At 30.3% G+C, this 15,089-nt stretch carries 37 protein-coding genes; all 37 read right to left on the reverse strand.

All coding sequences use genetic code 11. The annotated features are described in order from the left end of the window. The 37 genes from I2490_RS09110 to I2490_RS09285 all read right to left on the reverse strand — a co-directional run bounded on the left by I2490_RS09110 (position 1) and on the right by I2490_RS09285 (position 15,011). On the reverse strand, positions 1–282 hold the full coding sequence (locus tag I2490_RS09110; protein WP_206459388.1) for a hypothetical protein: 282 nt from the start codon (positions 280–282) through the stop codon (positions 1–3). A 15-nt stretch (positions 283–297) separates the two neighbouring features. Next, positions 298–516 carry a hypothetical protein gene (locus I2490_RS09115; RefSeq protein ID WP_206459389.1) on the reverse strand — a complete coding sequence of 73 codons (219 nt, stop codon included), beginning with the start codon at positions 514–516 and terminating at the stop codon, positions 298–300. Between the two features lie 123 nt (positions 517–639). Next, the gene (locus I2490_RS09120) at positions 640–786 is read right to left on the reverse strand and encodes a hypothetical protein (RefSeq protein WP_206459390.1); all 147 of its coding nucleotides are present in this window, start codon (positions 784–786) and stop codon (positions 640–642) included. A gap of 1 nt (position 787) precedes the next feature. Then, the gene (locus I2490_RS09125; protein WP_206459391.1) at positions 788–1,123 is read right to left on the reverse strand and encodes a hypothetical protein; all 336 of its coding nucleotides are present in this window, start codon (positions 1,121–1,123) and stop codon (positions 788–790) included. A gap of 28 nt (positions 1,124–1,151) precedes the next feature. Next, positions 1,152–1,337, reverse strand: coding sequence for a hypothetical protein (locus I2490_RS09130; protein WP_206459392.1), 186 nt, complete (start codon positions 1,335–1,337; stop codon positions 1,152–1,154). A 40-nt stretch (positions 1,338–1,377) separates the two neighbouring features. Further along, positions 1,378–1,683 (reverse strand): hypothetical protein, encoded by a 306-nt coding sequence (locus tag I2490_RS09135; protein ID WP_206459393.1) that lies wholly within the window; start codon positions 1,681–1,683, stop codon positions 1,378–1,380. Between the two features lie 48 nt (positions 1,684–1,731). Beyond that, on the reverse strand, positions 1,732–2,079 hold the full coding sequence (locus I2490_RS09140) for a hypothetical protein (protein WP_206459394.1): 348 nt from the start codon (positions 2,077–2,079) through the stop codon (positions 1,732–1,734). Between the two features lie 46 nt (positions 2,080–2,125). Further along, positions 2,126–2,668, reverse strand: coding sequence for a hypothetical protein (locus tag I2490_RS09145; protein WP_206459395.1), 543 nt, complete (start codon positions 2,666–2,668; stop codon positions 2,126–2,128). A gap of 37 nt (positions 2,669–2,705) precedes the next feature. Continuing rightward, complete coding sequence (locus tag I2490_RS09150; protein WP_206459396.1) at positions 2,706–2,933, reverse strand: hypothetical protein; 228 nt, start codon at positions 2,931–2,933, stop codon at positions 2,706–2,708. Between the two features lie 39 nt (positions 2,934–2,972). Next, the gene (locus tag I2490_RS09155; RefSeq protein ID WP_206459397.1) at positions 2,973–3,161 is read right to left on the reverse strand and encodes a hypothetical protein; all 189 of its coding nucleotides are present in this window, start codon (positions 3,159–3,161) and stop codon (positions 2,973–2,975) included. A 5-nt stretch (positions 3,162–3,166) separates the two neighbouring features. After that, a complete protein-coding gene (locus tag I2490_RS09160; protein WP_206459398.1) occupies positions 3,167–3,364 on the reverse strand; it encodes a hypothetical protein in 198 nt (65 codons plus the stop codon). 51 nt (positions 3,365–3,415) lie between these two features. Then, positions 3,416–3,727, reverse strand: coding sequence for a hypothetical protein (locus I2490_RS09165; RefSeq protein WP_206459399.1), 312 nt, complete (start codon positions 3,725–3,727; stop codon positions 3,416–3,418). A gap of 21 nt (positions 3,728–3,748) precedes the next feature. After that, entirely contained in the window at positions 3,749–3,994 is a 246-nt protein-coding gene (locus tag I2490_RS09170; protein ID WP_206459400.1) for a hypothetical protein, read from the reverse strand. Positions 3,995–4,029: 35 nt separating this feature from the next. Then, positions 4,030–4,272, reverse strand: coding sequence for a hypothetical protein (locus I2490_RS09175; RefSeq protein ID WP_206459401.1), 243 nt, complete (start codon positions 4,270–4,272; stop codon positions 4,030–4,032). Positions 4,273–4,320: 48 nt separating this feature from the next. Further along, positions 4,321–4,572 carry a hypothetical protein gene (locus I2490_RS09180; RefSeq protein WP_206459402.1) on the reverse strand — a complete coding sequence of 84 codons (252 nt, stop codon included), beginning with the start codon at positions 4,570–4,572 and terminating at the stop codon, positions 4,321–4,323. Positions 4,573–4,658: 86 nt separating this feature from the next. Continuing rightward, complete coding sequence (locus tag I2490_RS09185; protein WP_206459403.1) at positions 4,659–4,928, reverse strand: hypothetical protein; 270 nt, start codon at positions 4,926–4,928, stop codon at positions 4,659–4,661. A gap of 28 nt (positions 4,929–4,956) precedes the next feature. Beyond that, positions 4,957–5,262 carry a hypothetical protein gene (locus I2490_RS09190; protein WP_206459730.1) on the reverse strand — a complete coding sequence of 102 codons (306 nt, stop codon included), beginning with the start codon at positions 5,260–5,262 and terminating at the stop codon, positions 4,957–4,959. A gap of 31 nt (positions 5,263–5,293) precedes the next feature. Further along, positions 5,294–5,422, reverse strand: a complete 129-nt coding sequence (locus I2490_RS16880; RefSeq protein ID WP_280634197.1) for a hypothetical protein — start codon at positions 5,420–5,422, stop codon at positions 5,294–5,296. Between the two features lie 80 nt (positions 5,423–5,502). Further along, positions 5,503–5,778, reverse strand: coding sequence for an AbrB/MazE/SpoVT family DNA-binding domain-containing protein (locus I2490_RS09195; protein ID WP_206459404.1), 276 nt, complete (start codon positions 5,776–5,778; stop codon positions 5,503–5,505). Between the two features lie 35 nt (positions 5,779–5,813). Then, positions 5,814–6,182: a hypothetical protein gene (locus I2490_RS09200; RefSeq protein WP_206459405.1), complete on the reverse strand. Its 369-nt coding sequence runs from the start codon at positions 6,180–6,182 to the stop codon at positions 5,814–5,816. 56 nt (positions 6,183–6,238) lie between these two features. Continuing rightward, positions 6,239–6,454: a hypothetical protein gene (locus I2490_RS09205; RefSeq protein WP_206459406.1), complete on the reverse strand. Its 216-nt coding sequence runs from the start codon at positions 6,452–6,454 to the stop codon at positions 6,239–6,241. A 48-nt stretch (positions 6,455–6,502) separates the two neighbouring features. Next, positions 6,503–6,667 carry a hypothetical protein gene (locus tag I2490_RS09210; RefSeq protein ID WP_206459407.1) on the reverse strand — a complete coding sequence of 55 codons (165 nt, stop codon included), beginning with the start codon at positions 6,665–6,667 and terminating at the stop codon, positions 6,503–6,505. Between the two features lie 20 nt (positions 6,668–6,687). After that, complete coding sequence (locus I2490_RS09215; protein ID WP_206459408.1) at positions 6,688–6,894, reverse strand: hypothetical protein; 207 nt, start codon at positions 6,892–6,894, stop codon at positions 6,688–6,690. A 50-nt stretch (positions 6,895–6,944) separates the two neighbouring features. Further along, positions 6,945–7,607, reverse strand: a complete 663-nt coding sequence (locus I2490_RS09220) for a hypothetical protein (protein ID WP_206459409.1) — start codon at positions 7,605–7,607, stop codon at positions 6,945–6,947. 11 nt (positions 7,608–7,618) lie between these two features. Further along, positions 7,619–7,843, reverse strand: coding sequence for a hypothetical protein (locus I2490_RS09225; protein WP_206459410.1), 225 nt, complete (start codon positions 7,841–7,843; stop codon positions 7,619–7,621). A gap of 221 nt (positions 7,844–8,064) precedes the next feature. Further along, a complete protein-coding gene (locus tag I2490_RS09230; RefSeq protein ID WP_206458930.1) occupies positions 8,065–9,150 on the reverse strand; it encodes a reverse transcriptase/maturase family protein in 1,086 nt (361 codons plus the stop codon). An 80-nt stretch (positions 9,151–9,230) separates the two neighbouring features. Continuing rightward, positions 9,231–10,547: an SUMF1/EgtB/PvdO family nonheme iron enzyme gene (locus I2490_RS09235; protein ID WP_245157126.1), complete on the reverse strand. Its 1,317-nt coding sequence runs from the start codon at positions 10,545–10,547 to the stop codon at positions 9,231–9,233. A 13-nt stretch (positions 10,548–10,560) separates the two neighbouring features. Then, a complete protein-coding gene (locus I2490_RS09240) occupies positions 10,561–10,920 on the reverse strand; it encodes a hypothetical protein (protein WP_206459411.1) in 360 nt (119 codons plus the stop codon). 12 nt (positions 10,921–10,932) lie between these two features. Then, on the reverse strand, positions 10,933–11,382 hold the full coding sequence (locus I2490_RS09245; protein WP_209010595.1) for an LPD11 domain-containing protein: 450 nt from the start codon (positions 11,380–11,382) through the stop codon (positions 10,933–10,935). A gap of 32 nt (positions 11,383–11,414) precedes the next feature. Then, positions 11,415–11,702, reverse strand: coding sequence for a hypothetical protein (locus tag I2490_RS09250; protein ID WP_206459412.1), 288 nt, complete (start codon positions 11,700–11,702; stop codon positions 11,415–11,417). 35 nt (positions 11,703–11,737) lie between these two features. Further along, positions 11,738–12,352, reverse strand: coding sequence for a hypothetical protein (locus tag I2490_RS09255; RefSeq protein ID WP_245157127.1), 615 nt, complete (start codon positions 12,350–12,352; stop codon positions 11,738–11,740). A 12-nt stretch (positions 12,353–12,364) separates the two neighbouring features. Next, a complete protein-coding gene (locus I2490_RS09260; protein ID WP_206459413.1) occupies positions 12,365–13,243 on the reverse strand; it encodes a DUF4121 family protein in 879 nt (292 codons plus the stop codon). 140 nt (positions 13,244–13,383) lie between these two features. Continuing rightward, a complete protein-coding gene (locus I2490_RS09265; protein WP_206459414.1) occupies positions 13,384–13,656 on the reverse strand; it encodes a hypothetical protein in 273 nt (90 codons plus the stop codon). Positions 13,657–13,753: 97 nt separating this feature from the next. Continuing rightward, on the reverse strand, positions 13,754–14,104 hold the full coding sequence (locus I2490_RS09270) for a hypothetical protein (RefSeq protein WP_206459415.1): 351 nt from the start codon (positions 14,102–14,104) through the stop codon (positions 13,754–13,756). A gap of 17 nt (positions 14,105–14,121) precedes the next feature. Continuing rightward, positions 14,122–14,559 (reverse strand): hypothetical protein, encoded by a 438-nt coding sequence (locus I2490_RS09275; RefSeq protein WP_206459416.1) that lies wholly within the window; start codon positions 14,557–14,559, stop codon positions 14,122–14,124. Between the two features lie 68 nt (positions 14,560–14,627). Continuing rightward, positions 14,628–14,840: a hypothetical protein gene (locus tag I2490_RS09280; protein WP_206459417.1), complete on the reverse strand. Its 213-nt coding sequence runs from the start codon at positions 14,838–14,840 to the stop codon at positions 14,628–14,630. Positions 14,841–14,852: 12 nt separating this feature from the next. Then, complete coding sequence (locus I2490_RS09285; RefSeq protein ID WP_206459418.1) at positions 14,853–15,011, reverse strand: hypothetical protein; 159 nt, start codon at positions 15,009–15,011, stop codon at positions 14,853–14,855. Between the last annotated feature and the right edge of the window lie 78 nt (positions 15,012–15,089).

Genomic DNA, 15,089 nt, shown 5'->3' on the forward strand with positions numbered 1-15,089 from the left:
TCATGCATTGATTTTAAATGATTCATTTAAATACCCAACTAATCCATCAATTATCATACATTTTTGTTTATTTCGTTCTCTTTGAATTTGATGCAATCCTGCTAATTTTAATGCGATAGGTTTATACTTCTTATCTGCTTGTTCAGTAGTTAATGTATAATTCTCTAATGCAACACATATTCTATTCGCTCTTTTTTGTAAAAGTTTAATTTCTATTTCAATTTGTTCATCGCTTGACCAGTTTTTATGCTGTTCCAAATAAGTTTCGAGTTTGATATTCATTTTTACTCCTTTCAATCATAATTCTATCAGCCTTTTCCAATTGTCTTGTATTCTTGTCCATACCCCAATTTCACAATCATACATGCCGTACAAATTATGCTCTTCATAATAATCCAACATCTCTTGAATCTGGTCAACTCTATCCTGACACATTTCATTAATTGTTTTTGGTTTATAATTTAAACTATTATAAACCTCGTCTAAATCAGGTGTTATCCCACCAATGCTAATCATATAAACACTCCATTTCCATTACATAATTATACCATTTTTTTTAGAATAATAAAAATTATATATTACATACAAACACATCGCAGCAAATACAGATTTTATTCTAATTCCACTATTTTAAGTTGTTTAATATTCATTATTATTATCCTCTCTTGTTTCATCTTTTATTTCACTATAAAAATCAAAATTATCAACACTTGGAAAATTATATTCACATCCACTACACCATTTAGTATTCTTATTTTTACACTTATTACAATCTACTTCTTTCATTTTATATCCTCCCAATAATATTTTTAACTCCTACAAAATTACTCCGTAAAACAAAAATTGTTCCTTTAGGTAAATATTTTTCACACTTTTTTAAATGTCTAACAAATTGTTTAATATTTGTAATATTACAGTTATCACTCATAGCATCTACATTTTTAGGAATATCGCTTGACTTGCACCATTTTTTTAAATCTTCAACCCACCAATAACTTACACCCCTACAAAATACTCCACAAAATATAGGAAGTCTATGGTATTTATGATTATAATTTTTATTAAGTTTTTCACTACTACATTTATATCTATTACCCTTTTGTGTATTATAAGTAATTTTCATTTCATTTCTCCTTCATAAAGTTTTATATCTATAATTCCTCTATAGAATCAGCTCGTGCTTCGTTACATATATTTCCTACTTTCTCTTGTTGCATCTCTATAAATTTATCAATAGCTTTTTCTTCTGCTTCAGCTTCGTTGTCTGCATACACTATTATATTTCTCTGTCTATAAGTAGAAACAAAACCACCTATTTCAACTTTGTATTTTGACATATATTATCCTCCTAATTTTATATCAAATAAACCTTTTATATTAATTTTTACGAAATTCACCTGCACACCACATTTTAAATAGATTATGCCCCATTCTAATTTCTCTATTTGTTCTTTCGTTATCCCCTAACTTAATTTCAAACATATCATTATTCATTTCTCTTACAAATACTCTATATCCTAATTCAAACAGCCTTGTATTCAATAAACCCATTTGTGTAGTATAAATTTGAGTCTCACTATCAATTATAGCTATTTCTGTTTCATAGAATCCATGTTTGAACTCACAAGCTAAATCCTCAATATCTTCTTCATCAGAGAAAAACACTATAAATTTATCTTCCATATCTTTAATTTCCCTTTCTATGTATACCAAATATCGTTTTGATATATTTTACATAAACTGTTTCACTGATAAATTCAATTCAAATGTCATGCCACATCCATGTATACACAGAACTTCACAACCTGAAGGAATGGCTTTATCGGATTTTTCTATAGTTATCCAATAATCTAATTCCCAACCATTATCATCAAAATCAGCATTATCATATCCAAACTCTTTCATCAATTCAAGTAGTGTATATGGTCTTAACTCAGTATCACTTAGTTCTATTGTAAATTCATCATTTGACATATTTTCTACATCTTCTATAGTTAAAGCTGACATTTTATCAATAAATTCTTTAATATATGGCTTCCATTTTCTCTTTATATCTTCTGTTAATATCCATCTATTCATAACACTTTCCTTTCTATATCTATTTAAAAACATCCATTTCATTGGTTTATTTCATATATTCAACGAACTTATCGCCATCATCATAAAACTCTCTTACCATGCTAAATACTAGACTTGCAGACATTCCAGAGTGTCCTTGTTTGTCGAATTTTTCTTTTGCTTCCTTAAAGTTATTTTCTTTTAACGAACATATAATATCTAACGTATTATCTAATTCCATCCCATGATATAAGTCATTTGCTCTAATAGGTACAATTTTATCCCAATACTCCCATTTATCTTCTGATAATATTTTTCTACCTTTATCTTTCCAATTTTCAATATATTGTGGTAAGGCTTCTTTAAATTCTTGTTCAGCTTTTTCTTGTTTTTCTCTTCTTTCTTTTTGCTCCAATTCAAACTGATTTTTAGTTTTACCTATAATTTCTAAATACGCACTATCCATACTTACTGTGTCTGAATATAGTACATGACCATTAAAAGTTCCACATGCTAATATACCTTGTCTCTTATAATACAATAATTCATTTACAGCTTGTTCGATAGTATTTCCAATTATAAAATCTATTTCTTTATATTTCTTATTCATCTTTATTTCTCCTTTAATTCTCTTTAAATCATTGATTTCATACTCTCCAAATCGGCATTCGTAATATACTATCAACTGCATTTCCTCTTGCTTCTTCTCTCCTGTTAATAGGTTCTGATAAAGTTGCATTAGATATTGTATATTGAGTCTCTGTTTGAATTGTAAAATCTTCTAATGCATCTAGTGTAACAATTCCTGCAATAATTACAGCTTCTTTTCCATTTATCATTTGACCAGTTTTTCTAATAAATACTTGCCCTTTCATTTAACTTCTTCCTTTCCAATAACCTTTAAAAGACTTAATTTAAAGCCAATGCCTATCACTATTATTTCTCCATATGCTATCTATAGCCATATCTAACCCCTTCATAATCATTTTCTTTTCTTCATTAGTATATTTTTTACTGTTATTTATCTTTTGTTTTTGATTAAACAATGGAGTTAAAATTTGATTAAGCTTTGACTCCTTGAAGTTTTTATTTGAATATCTCATTGCTATTACACCTCGCTAAAACTTACTTTTTCTCTCTCATCATATATTAACGTATAGCCATTTATATATTTCATAAACTGTTCTCTTTGTTTTATATTAGTCCATTCAATATGTTCTACTACTCCATCATTCATTTTTATATCTGCCATTGAAGTTTTTGTACTATCGTGATAAATTCTAATTGCCAGTGCATATGGTTTCATATTACATTTCCTCCCTATTTAATATTGTTATTCCTCAAATACCCATTTGAGTTATATCAACCAAACTAACAACTCTTTACTCATTTTTCTCAAAGCACCATTTGAGTTATTTTTGGCTATATACTTTAACATTGCTCTAATATGTGCTATTTGATTGTTATTACTTGTGTAATCTGTTATGTCTTTCGGACTTATTTGTGCTAAATCCATATCATTTAGATACTCTAAGAAGTTTCCAAGCGTTTTCTTATATGTATAAACGCTATTCTTATTAGTGGAATTAGCTTCAAAGTATTCCATAAAGGAAGCAAAGTATAATTGGTTATTAAAATTCATCAAATACTCTTTTGAGTTACGCCCCATATTATCACTTCCTTTCTCTGTTTATCTCAAATACAAATTTGAGAAATAATCAGAATCAATCGTTAATTTTAAGCTATTATATTCTTCTTCTAATCTGTTTTTTAAATCATTTCTAACTTCTGATAACGCTGTTAATCTTGCTATCATTGTAACTATTGTTTCTTGAATTTCATCTTGAAAATTATCATCAATCCATTTTTGTAATCGTTTAATTTCTTCATCAAGCTCTGTAATATACTTTATTACTTTTTCTCTCATATTCGGCATTTTTCTTTCCTCTCATTCAACGTCAAATCTCCATTTTATAGGCTTTGATTAAAGGCATAAATCTTTATACCACCAATTTCTAAATAATGTTCTAAATCTGTTAAAATACTTCCTTCAGCATCAATTGTATACAATCTACCTTCTTCATCTTTTTTAACAGTTTCAATTCCATCATGTATACATTCTCTTGTCTCTTCCATCCATACACAACCATCTTTTTCATATTCAACAAATACTTTTTGTCCTTTTTGCAAGTCACTATATTTTAATTCGTTCATATTAATACCTCCAATTTTTAATGAAATAGTTCTTTCAAGTTAATATTATTAATTTATAAATAATAGTTCAGACTTGTCGTTAATCAAATTACCACTCATAACATTATTATGATTATCATATCCAATCCTTGATAAATAAACTTTCATGTTTTCTATATGATTTTCTGTTATATGTTTAATTATTTCTTGTGACCTTTTTATCGCACTATCCTTTTTTACATAAGTATCAGCAGTCATGCCACCTCGACTATTTTTAGTTACGATTCCATATAAGACATCATTATATATAATTTTTCTCATTTTCTCACCCTCCACAAACGTTGAATTTTAACGTTCTATTTCACTAAATTTACCATAAAATTATACTTTTATGTTGTTATTTATTGTTATGCAGGAATACCACAACCGTCTTCAAATTCTTCTGCTGTTATTTCAAACCATTTTGACATATATTTATAATGTTCTTCATAAATACAGTTCATTTTGTCCCAATAATATTCATCCGTCATTGGAAACTTACTTTTTAAATGAGCAATCATTTCATTATCTGTTGTGATAGGTTTTTCAGTCTTACAATAAAAAGTAAACTCATTAAAATAATCAGTTCTATTATCATCGTCACCGTAATAATAAAACCATATTTCATAATATTTCATTTTCACACCTCCACATGAAAGTTACATTTCATATTCTTTTATATTCATTCATTAACCAACCAACACCTTTACTGTGGTTTTCATCAAACCAATACCAAATTTCTTCTCTATGTGTATTAATTGGAAAATATAAAAAATCATCTTCAATTTCTTCTGTCTCAGGATTCATAGGAATATCACCAAAAATTTCCCAAAGTAATTCTAATTGTTTATCTGTATATTTTTCAGTTCCATCTAAATCTACAATACAATCGTTTCGTTCGCATACTGGGCAATGAGCAGATTCAGAATCAATATAAATATGTTCACACCAGTTACAACGTACTATATCCATATTTATAAACTCCTTTCAATATTATTATCTATTAAACCAACCTTTCATAGCACATCAGTAAGTCTTCAAGTTCTCCATCGAAATTCTGTTTGCTTAAATCATTACCAATTGCTCGTATACGTTTTATAATTCCTCTTTTAATTGCTTCATAACTACTCATTTCGCCCACCTCATTCAATATATTATTTTTATTTTATTTATTATTATGTAATTAAAGCAAATCAAATGTTCATTTGCTTTTTATTTTTCTGCTAGAAGATTTTTCACTTGTTGCAATAGCTGAACAGCTTCTCCTTTTGATTCCAAATCACCGTCTTCAATTGATTCAATGATTCTGTCAATGCTATTTTGATATTGTTTTGGGTAATATTTTTTAAATGTCACGCTTTCATTTTTAGCATCTAAAATAATTTCCAATGAATCATTGGTTTTAATTTGTAGAACCTTTCGAATTTCCGTTGGAATAACTATACGACCTACGTTATCTATCTTTCTCACAATTCCTGTTGTTTTCATATGCTTTTCTCCTTTATCTTCATCAAATAATCGTTTTATCGACTCTTAATATTTATTTCTAAATTCTTATTCATTAATCCATCAAATAAAATACTATACCCTTGCCCTTCATAAATTCCTGTTATATTAATCATATATATTTCTTTTTCTGTAATATTGTTTTCGCTATCTTTTTCATAATTTATATTAGTATCTATCTTTATTCCTTTAAAAGTAAATCCATTCGGTAATTCAATTTTTTCTCTATAATATCTGTTAGAAAATAATTTTATATCATTATTATACCCATCAAGAATATATTCTGCTGTTTCAAACTGTTTAATAAAATCATTATCAAATTTATTTATAGCTTCTTCAATTTTAGCAAAATTTTTTGAACTTGAAGCACTAATTTTTATTCCCATTTTATTTACTCTATCCTTTCACAATTTAGCATCAATTCAATATTTTATCTACTCTGTTATTTAATTGGATTCCCCATCATATCAAATTGTTTTTTACATATGTCACATTCTAAAAAATGTACTTTTGATATAGTTCCAACTCTTTCAGTTTTATTTACATGAGGACAACCATTTTTAATAATTTCTTGTTTTTCAATTTCTTTTTGATTTTCCTCTTGTATTATTTCAGCAAGTATTTCATCTGTAAGGTTTTCAAATTCTTGATTGCTCATTGCTGTTACCTTCTTTCTATCCCTATAAATCTACAATTTTATTCGTTGTTATTCTCCTAATCCTTCTTCCCAACCCCAGTCTGGGTCTATGGAAGCAATTCTGGCTTCTTCATAATCCATACCACAAATTTCAACTTTCCAATCTATCCATGATTCTCTACTATCTTTCTTTCCTGTTTTCTGTAGATATTCTTTATAACTGTAATCCAACATCGTTTCGCCTCCTTTGGCTGTTATACCTCAATATTTAACACATTATCTTGACAGTACACGTATTTGATTTCTGCATTCAAATATTCTTTTGAAATACCTTTGGATTTATCCTCAAACATACTACCTTCTGCTAATATATCGTAAGTTTCTGTATCGTCATCCCAATGTTTAATAGTAAAAGCACCTTGGATGATGATACTCTGTTCTAACAAGTCATTTATTGTCATAATGTTATACTCCTTTATATCTTCACATTTAAGTACAATATATTTTCTTATCAACTCTTTTTTTCTTCTTCTGCTATATCTATTGGACAGATTTCTTGAACAGTACCACCTACAGCCAATTTAAACCCTTCAAACTTTATTCTACCACTAAACAAGCCTCCGACTGTATTTTTCATTTCTTCTGTTACCAACACTTCGTTTTTTTTACTTATTGTATGCAAATACGAGTTCCAGTTACTGATATTTATCCAATCCCACCCTCTGTGCAATATATCACCATTGGGACATATACAAATAGATAACTGTAATGGGATATCGAAAAATGGACATACATGGCATATCATACCACCATCTATATAGACTACATCGTCTTTGTTTTTTAAGTTGATAGGTATATCATCAATTATAATTAGTCTTTCATAATTCAATTCTTTCCCATCCTTGTCTAAATTGATGATACGTTTTAATATGCCACTTGCTGTATACATTTTCTTTGTTACTGTTATACTACTTATTGCGTTTGAACGTATTTCTTCTTTTGTTATTTCCATATCGGGATTTAAAAAAGAATTTAAAAAATCAAATGGTGTCTCTTCATTGTCATAAACTCCGTTGTTAATATCATCTATGATTTTATCTTTTTCAAGTTTCGCAGTTTCATAATTATCGCAAGTTTTCACTGATTCTAAAAACTCAACACAATACTTTTCCATAATTATCTCCTTTAAAACATATATCCTTCTTCAAAAGTTGTATTATATCCTTTTTGGGATAACTCTCTTAAAACTGTGTCCATATCCTTTCGCTTGACTTCATTAACACAAACATTGTCATTATAGATTTTAACTTGAATCATGTTATTAATCGGTACAATCGTAGCATAAGAATGTTTGTTTGTGTTATGCTCTGCTTGATAAGTGTTGGTTGCTAATTTGTTAACTTGTTTCATTTTTTTAATCTCCTTTATACAAACAACGGATTTAAATTATCTCCAAAATAATTCTTTCCAACTCATTTTATCACACCCTTTATCAATTTCCAATCTACATTATTTAATTGTAGCTTCGAAAATTTTTTGGCAAATCTTCTCACGCTTTTTGGCAAACTTTTCATATCTGCCATAGCGTGAGATTTTTAGTTTTTTGCCACTTAGTTTGAGATTATTGGTTCCTAGTTGTCCCTCCTGAATATAGTATCATTCAACAGCTTAGCCTTGAAGTTATAACTGTCAAAATGCTGCATGATACCAAGATATGACTGTACGGACTGGTTTATCTCTTCAAAGTCCTTAGAACCTTCCGAATAAGCTTTCTGAAGCATTTTAAACTTCCTCTTAATCTTCTTTAAGGTCTTTTTCTTTAGTTTTCTATGTGTAGCCCATACTCTAAAGCCTACAAACTCAATACCGCACGATATGGGTCTTATAGCGGTCTTATTATTCAAGTCTAGGTCGAGAACTTCTTTTAAGAATACTTCAATATCGGTTTTAATCTCATGTAAGTATTTTTTATCATCTGCCAGTATTATTATATCATCCATGTATCTTACATAGTAGTGTATTCCAAGCTTATGCTTAACATACTGGTCAAGCTCATTGAGATATATGTTAGCGAATAGCTGAGAGGTTAAATTTCCTATCGGTATCCCTACATCAAAAAGCCTATCTTCTTCACTGCATTGGTCAGGCTCCATTCCAGCAGGAAGTCCAAAAGGAACATCTTCACTGTTTATAATCGTATCTAAAAGCCAAATAAGGTCTTCATCCTCAATCTTATTTTTCAGGATATCCAATAGTATTTTATGATTAATCCTGTAGAAATATTTTGATATATCCAGTTTTAAATAATAGTATTTCTGTGGCTTCCTGTTTACTTGCCTTAACCAATATTGAAGCCTATCAGCAGCCTTATGAGTACCTTTTCCAACTCTGCACCCATAACTATCATAAATGAATTGCTTGTCATATATCGGATATAAGACCCTGTATATAGCCCATTGGACAACTCTGTCCTTAAAGGGTAATGCCATTATTAACCGCTTTTTAGGGTCATAGACAAAGAATTCTCTATACCTACCAACCTCATAAGTCTTATATATTAATTCATTTTGAATCGTGATTAAATTCTCTTCAAGGTTTGTATTGAACTCCAGTACATCACGTCTGTATCGTTTGCCTTTCTTTGCTTCATTTGTTGCTATATAAAGATTTTCAAAGTCTATTATTTCAGAAAATATATTTCTTAGTTTTTTAGCCATAAAGCACACTTCCTCATAATAATTAGTCATATGGCTATGTGTAGCACTTTTCATTTCTTACTTGGTGCTTCCATAGCAATTTAATATTTTGCTTTGTCAGCAGGGAAATGAGCCCCTTTGTCCTCTCTGTACTGGATGCAAGCCCTTGAGCTTGCAACATCTGACAATGAGAGCAGAGCGGAGCGGAAACCAATGTTGTTGCTCGAGTTCGAACGAAGGTTGTTCAAGTTCAAGGCGAAAACCCCAGCAACAGAACCGTCGTTCCAGTAGCCACCACGAATCGGAAGCCTTTCTCCGTAGTTACGAACCCAGAAGCCATCTCCTCCACACGAAGCATCTACTGGAGCAATCCCTAAAGCTTTTAACAACGTCGGTACTGTTACACCGCTCTTAGCAGCTAAAGTCTCAAAATTACAATGGCTGTATCTATAGTATTCGTTAACATCTCCACCAGTGTAGTTAGGATTATCCCTTACAGTATTTATGATTGGGTCTCCTCCTACATTGTTTCCATCTTTGTCCGCAGTACCAGGAGTTGTATTGTCAATTTTAAGAGTTGAAGCTGTGCCTGGTGCTGCCAAATTACCATCCTGTAAGACAGCTTTCCACCAAGAGCTTGTATCTCCAAAGTCAGCGTTTGCCATTGCAGCATCATTGTCCTTTACAATCTGTATTTCACCATTCTTAAGTCTTAGTCCAGCAGTCCACTCCCAGACATTACCGTTCAAGTCGAATATACCTTCATTTGTTCCATCATGAGCCCATGCTGCTGAACCTGAACCAGTTGCAACTCTACCAGTATGATGATATTTAGTGCCATCAAATTCATTGGCTCTGTTGTTCCAGTTATAGTCTAGTAACCAATCGTAAGTTTGAACTCCGACCTCATGTAGTGCACTGTGTTCACCTCCACAATAATTGTTACCCCTTGGCATGTATCCGTTTTTCTTGCACCATAAGGCTATTGCAGTCCATTCAGCATTCGTCATAAGATGCCAGCCTGCCCCTTTGTTTTTGCAGTATTGCACCGCTTGGTCAAAGTTCACATAGACTCTAGGGTCTTTCATTGGAAGTGAGTAAGCTCTATCATTTACAACTATGTTTTGATACTTAGATATCAGGATTTCATCCTTAACAACACCATCCACGATAAAGGCTGGATGCGTTGTATTAGGAGCACCGTCAATCACATCAGATAAGTTGAATTTTGGTATCCTAACCATTACTGAAGGCATCCCAAGTTCATCAAATAAATAACTCTCTAATTCTTGCCCGTTTACATCGTCAATTTCTACTGGTATTAATGAACAATCTTTCATTATATATTTAGTATCATTAATAATTGATTTATAATCTTTGCTTGTTTTATTCCATTGTTTACTCGTAATTTTAAACATATTATTATCTCCTTTACACTTTTGTGATGCTTATTCGTTCAAGCTTGCCCTCTTCGATTTCTGGATTATACGTCAAATGCCAATATTGAATATAACCCCCCCCACTCTGTAGTAAAATTGCCGCATTTTCATCCGTATATTCTTTAGAACATACACCTGATTCTCTGAAAGCAATAAATCCCGAATATTGGACACCTTCATCAACGCATTTTAAATATTCATCAATATCATAAATAATATCACCAGCATACGATTCAGTAATTTTCGCAGCAAGCCTAATTAGTTTATCAACAATGTTTGAAACGTTTTTACTACAAGATTTAACTGTATAATTGTCATATGTGGAATAACTATAAATTTTAACTTTTAACATAATTTCATCTCCTTAAATTATATCTGTAATCATTTTTCTTTCATATTCTAAAATCTGTTCATAAGTCAACCATTCAGGCTTTTCATTATCAGGAAAACCATTCCATAACTCTTTCATTTTTTGGATTTGTTCTATTTCATTCTTAGCCCACAAGTGATTTGCATATCTGTTTCCGTTGCCTAAATAATAATCACAATCCATCTGCAAACGACCTAATAACATATACTCAAACTGATAAGGACTATCAATTACACGCCCATTTATAAACTCAATTTCAATATCTTTGTCTTTATATATTTGACTTATTGGATATGCAAGTTCGCCATCATATGTGTTTGGAATTACACTATACAAAGATAAACAAGCTTCTTGATGTGGAGTTTCATCCTTCCAATATCGTCCATTTTCATCTTTATAAGTATGTTTACCCCAGTCATCTTTACCTATATATTCTAATTTCATATTATTACTCCTTATGAATTGTTTGTTTGATGTTAATTTAGTATCTCTTCTAATTGCTTGATTAGCTGTTTGCAATTACTAAATCTACAATCTTTACCCATAACATAATTGTCATGCCTATCATCTTCTCTTTCATAAATTTCGCAAATTACTTCTATATTATCTACTGCAAAAACTTGATATTTGCCCTTATAACCTTTTTTAATAGCTTCTTGCATAATTAGATTTAATAATTTTTCCATATCAACTAAATTCTCTCGATTTTCATCCCATAGGTTATCTTGTTTTTGCATTTCTTCAGTATAGGTTAGTTTAATCACAGAAACATCCCTCCTCATAAAACTGTTCTTTCATTTTAATTGTCATAACAACTCAAATTCCAAGCGTTCCCAAGCTCGTAATATAAACCGTACTTAGATAATAAGCTGCGGAATTCTCCTTCTATTCTACATCCATATTCACCCAAATAACCGTTTAAAACTTCATAAAAATCACCTTCAAATGACATCGACAAGCAGCCGCCAGCATAATCAAAATAATCACTTGCTTCTTTATTCTCTTCAATGATAATTTTGTCCTTATCATTGTAGTAATACTTATTTGTTTCTGCATCGTGTGTTGTCATTCGTTTGCCATTGAAATAAATACAGACATCTGTCCACATTTCTTTTTCAAGAAGAAGCTGACGAATTTCATAAACAAGTTTCTCGATTTCTTCTTCAGATAATCTAAATGATTTTTGTTCCTCTTCTGGAAATGCTGCTGACATAATTTCTTCATAATTACTTTCAAACATTTCACGGGCTTCGCTTATTTTTTCTTGAAGTAATTCCTCAAATTCACTTTGTAATGTTCTGCCACTTGATGGATTAATATTTTGTGCCATTAAAATCAAGTCACCAAAAGTGATATTATCAAGAACATTATCACATACATTAAGGTCGTCACCAAGTTTCCAATTTCTGTCCATTATTATACACTCCTATTTACACATTTGTTTTCTTATTAATTCATAAGGTTTATGAGTTTTCCAATTTTCAGAACCGTCATTTGTATATCTATAAGTGTCAATACAATGATTTTCATCATCATATTTTACCTTTACAAATATAATTCCATTGCACATTCTTGTGTCTACTGGCAAATCCAATCCATCCCACTCTTCACGAGTAATAAGATACTCTCTTTCTTTATAAAGAAATGCAACTGTTTGATTTTCCCAATTGCCTTTAAATATTTTTGCTCTATAGGTTTCTAAATAAGCATTTAATTCTTCTTTGCTTACCCATGCATGTCCATCTGCAAAATAAATATAAGGTTCACACATAGATTTTTGTTTTGGAGCATCTGGATTATATGAAATATATTGTTTAACATAATCCTTTGTACTATATTCACCGTAAAGAGAATTAGGTTCTTTATATTCCCAAACATTAACTAATGCATGGAAATTAAATGCACCATTAGCACAACCGCCGCAATGTCCCCAATCTTTAAATGTCTTTAATCTTTTACCAAACAATTTTAGATTATTAGGGATATTGCACCACGCCCCACCAGATGTACTACAATAAATATTTCTTTTATCATCTTTCAAACCAATAAATGGAATATAAGGCTGTTCACAAATATAGCAACTATCTTCCTCGAATCTATCCAAAGATTCAACATGTGCATTACGGTAATAATCTCCATGCTTATTTGTAAATTCAATAATATCTCCAACTTGAATCTGATTATCAGTACGACTTTCCTCGATGATTTTTACATACATATTAGCTTTTTCAATGTCGGATTGAGTAACTCTATGTTGGTAATCATATGATAGATTTATTTCTTTTAATGTTTCAATTGTATACATTTCATCACACTCCTTAATTACTTCTTTGTAAATTCAAAGCATAATTGCTAACTTCCAGCATATTAACTTCAGAAGCCTTATGCCTTCTCAAATAGGAATACATATTATAATCTAGCTGTCTAAAAATCTTCAAACAACTACTAAGAGACAAATTTCCCATCAATTATATTCCTTTCATATTTATTATTATTATGTCTTGTATGTAATCTTTTTCTTTTAGGCTGTTCATCTTCTTCATACACTTCTTCAAGATTTCTCTTTGTAAATAAAGAATATAGTCCTAATGGAAGAGTGAATAATGCAGCATTTACATTATGTGATTCGGGATTAGTATCTGTTGAAGTTACTGCTAGTATGATAATGACTATAGAAATAAATATCAGCCCTAACCCTGCTATCTTTTGTTTAATCATCTCATTTTCTCCTTATTAAATTTTAAATATTATTTATTATTATGTATTGTGCTACTAATATAACACAATAATTCGGTGAATGCAAGGTATATTTTCCCTATTCTTCCCAAATTCCATTTACATAGAAAGAGATTTGAAGGTTGTCCTCACCGCCACCTCTTACAATTACTTCGTCTGCAAGATTTACAAGTTCTATAAATTTAGGTTTTGTAATTTCATTTAATTCAAATTCTTCCATGAATGCCTGAACAAAATGAGATTTTTGAGTGTTATCAGTTGGAATATCTGATACAATATCTGCATCTTCGAATAATTCAAGAGCTAAATCACGCACTTTTGCAAATTGTTCAGCCTTGTCAGCAATCATATTTTTCCCATTGATTTTAGACTTTTCTAGGCAATCGTCTATCACGGCAATAACTTTTTCAGCAGTTTCTTTTTTAGTCATAATTTCTCTCCTTTTAATCAACCATAAATAACTTCACCAAATAAAGCAAATTGAATAATACAGTCTGCTGTTGTAGCATCCATGTTATCTAAATCACAATCATCTGGTCTTTCTTGAATATTTAACGCTATTCCTTTTAATAACTTTTCGAGATTTAACTTTTCATCTTTAAAATTATCCCATTCAGCATCATCAAATGTAATTGATTTTCCAGTTAGCAGCAATTCTGTTGCCCATTGTGAAATTGGCATATTTTCAGGCTTTTCATTCCATTCGGTAGTCGTATTATTAAGGCAAGCCCAATAACCAATCCCATCTTCTAATGCCGTTATGACAATATTTTCAATATCTGAATAAGTAATTATTTTTTCAATCTGAATAACAAGTGACTTTTTAGATGTATCTTTTTTCATATCATAGCCATATTCAGTTTTGTCAAACAAAGTTGTATTCATGATTAAAATTCCTTTCTTTAATATCAAATGCTGATTTGATAAGGTGTTAATCAACAACAATCGTTAATTTATTCTTCGTCATTAGCAAGTATTAAATGTTTATATTGATGATATTTAGAAATCTCTTCTTTGTAGTAGTCTTTGGTATATGCTTCACCTCTTAAAAATCCATCACGAAAACATTCTTCCATTGCTTTTCCAATGTCATTTGGATAATCTTCTAATATAGTTTTGATAGCTTCAGGTTTTGTCATTTCCCCATATTTTGTTGTTACACTCATTTTAATCCTCCTTTAAACTCTTTCAAATTGTCCGTCTTTTACCCATCGTGTAAATCCATATTTTGTGACTCCATAAAACGGAACTTCATCCTCAATAGCGATTTCTTCAACTGTTACAATTTCGTTATTAACTTTAATTTTATCTCCTACTTTGATATTATTGTCTTCCACTACAATTCCTCCACTTTATCATATTTTGAGATAATTTCGTCAATATCAGTTTTGTAATTTTTTATTATCTTATCAATT

The sequence above is a fragment of the Anaerovorax sp. IOR16 genome, assembly GCF_017168145.1.
In the GTDB taxonomy this organism is placed as follows: Bacteria; Bacillota; Clostridia; order Peptostreptococcales; family Anaerovoracaceae; genus IOR16.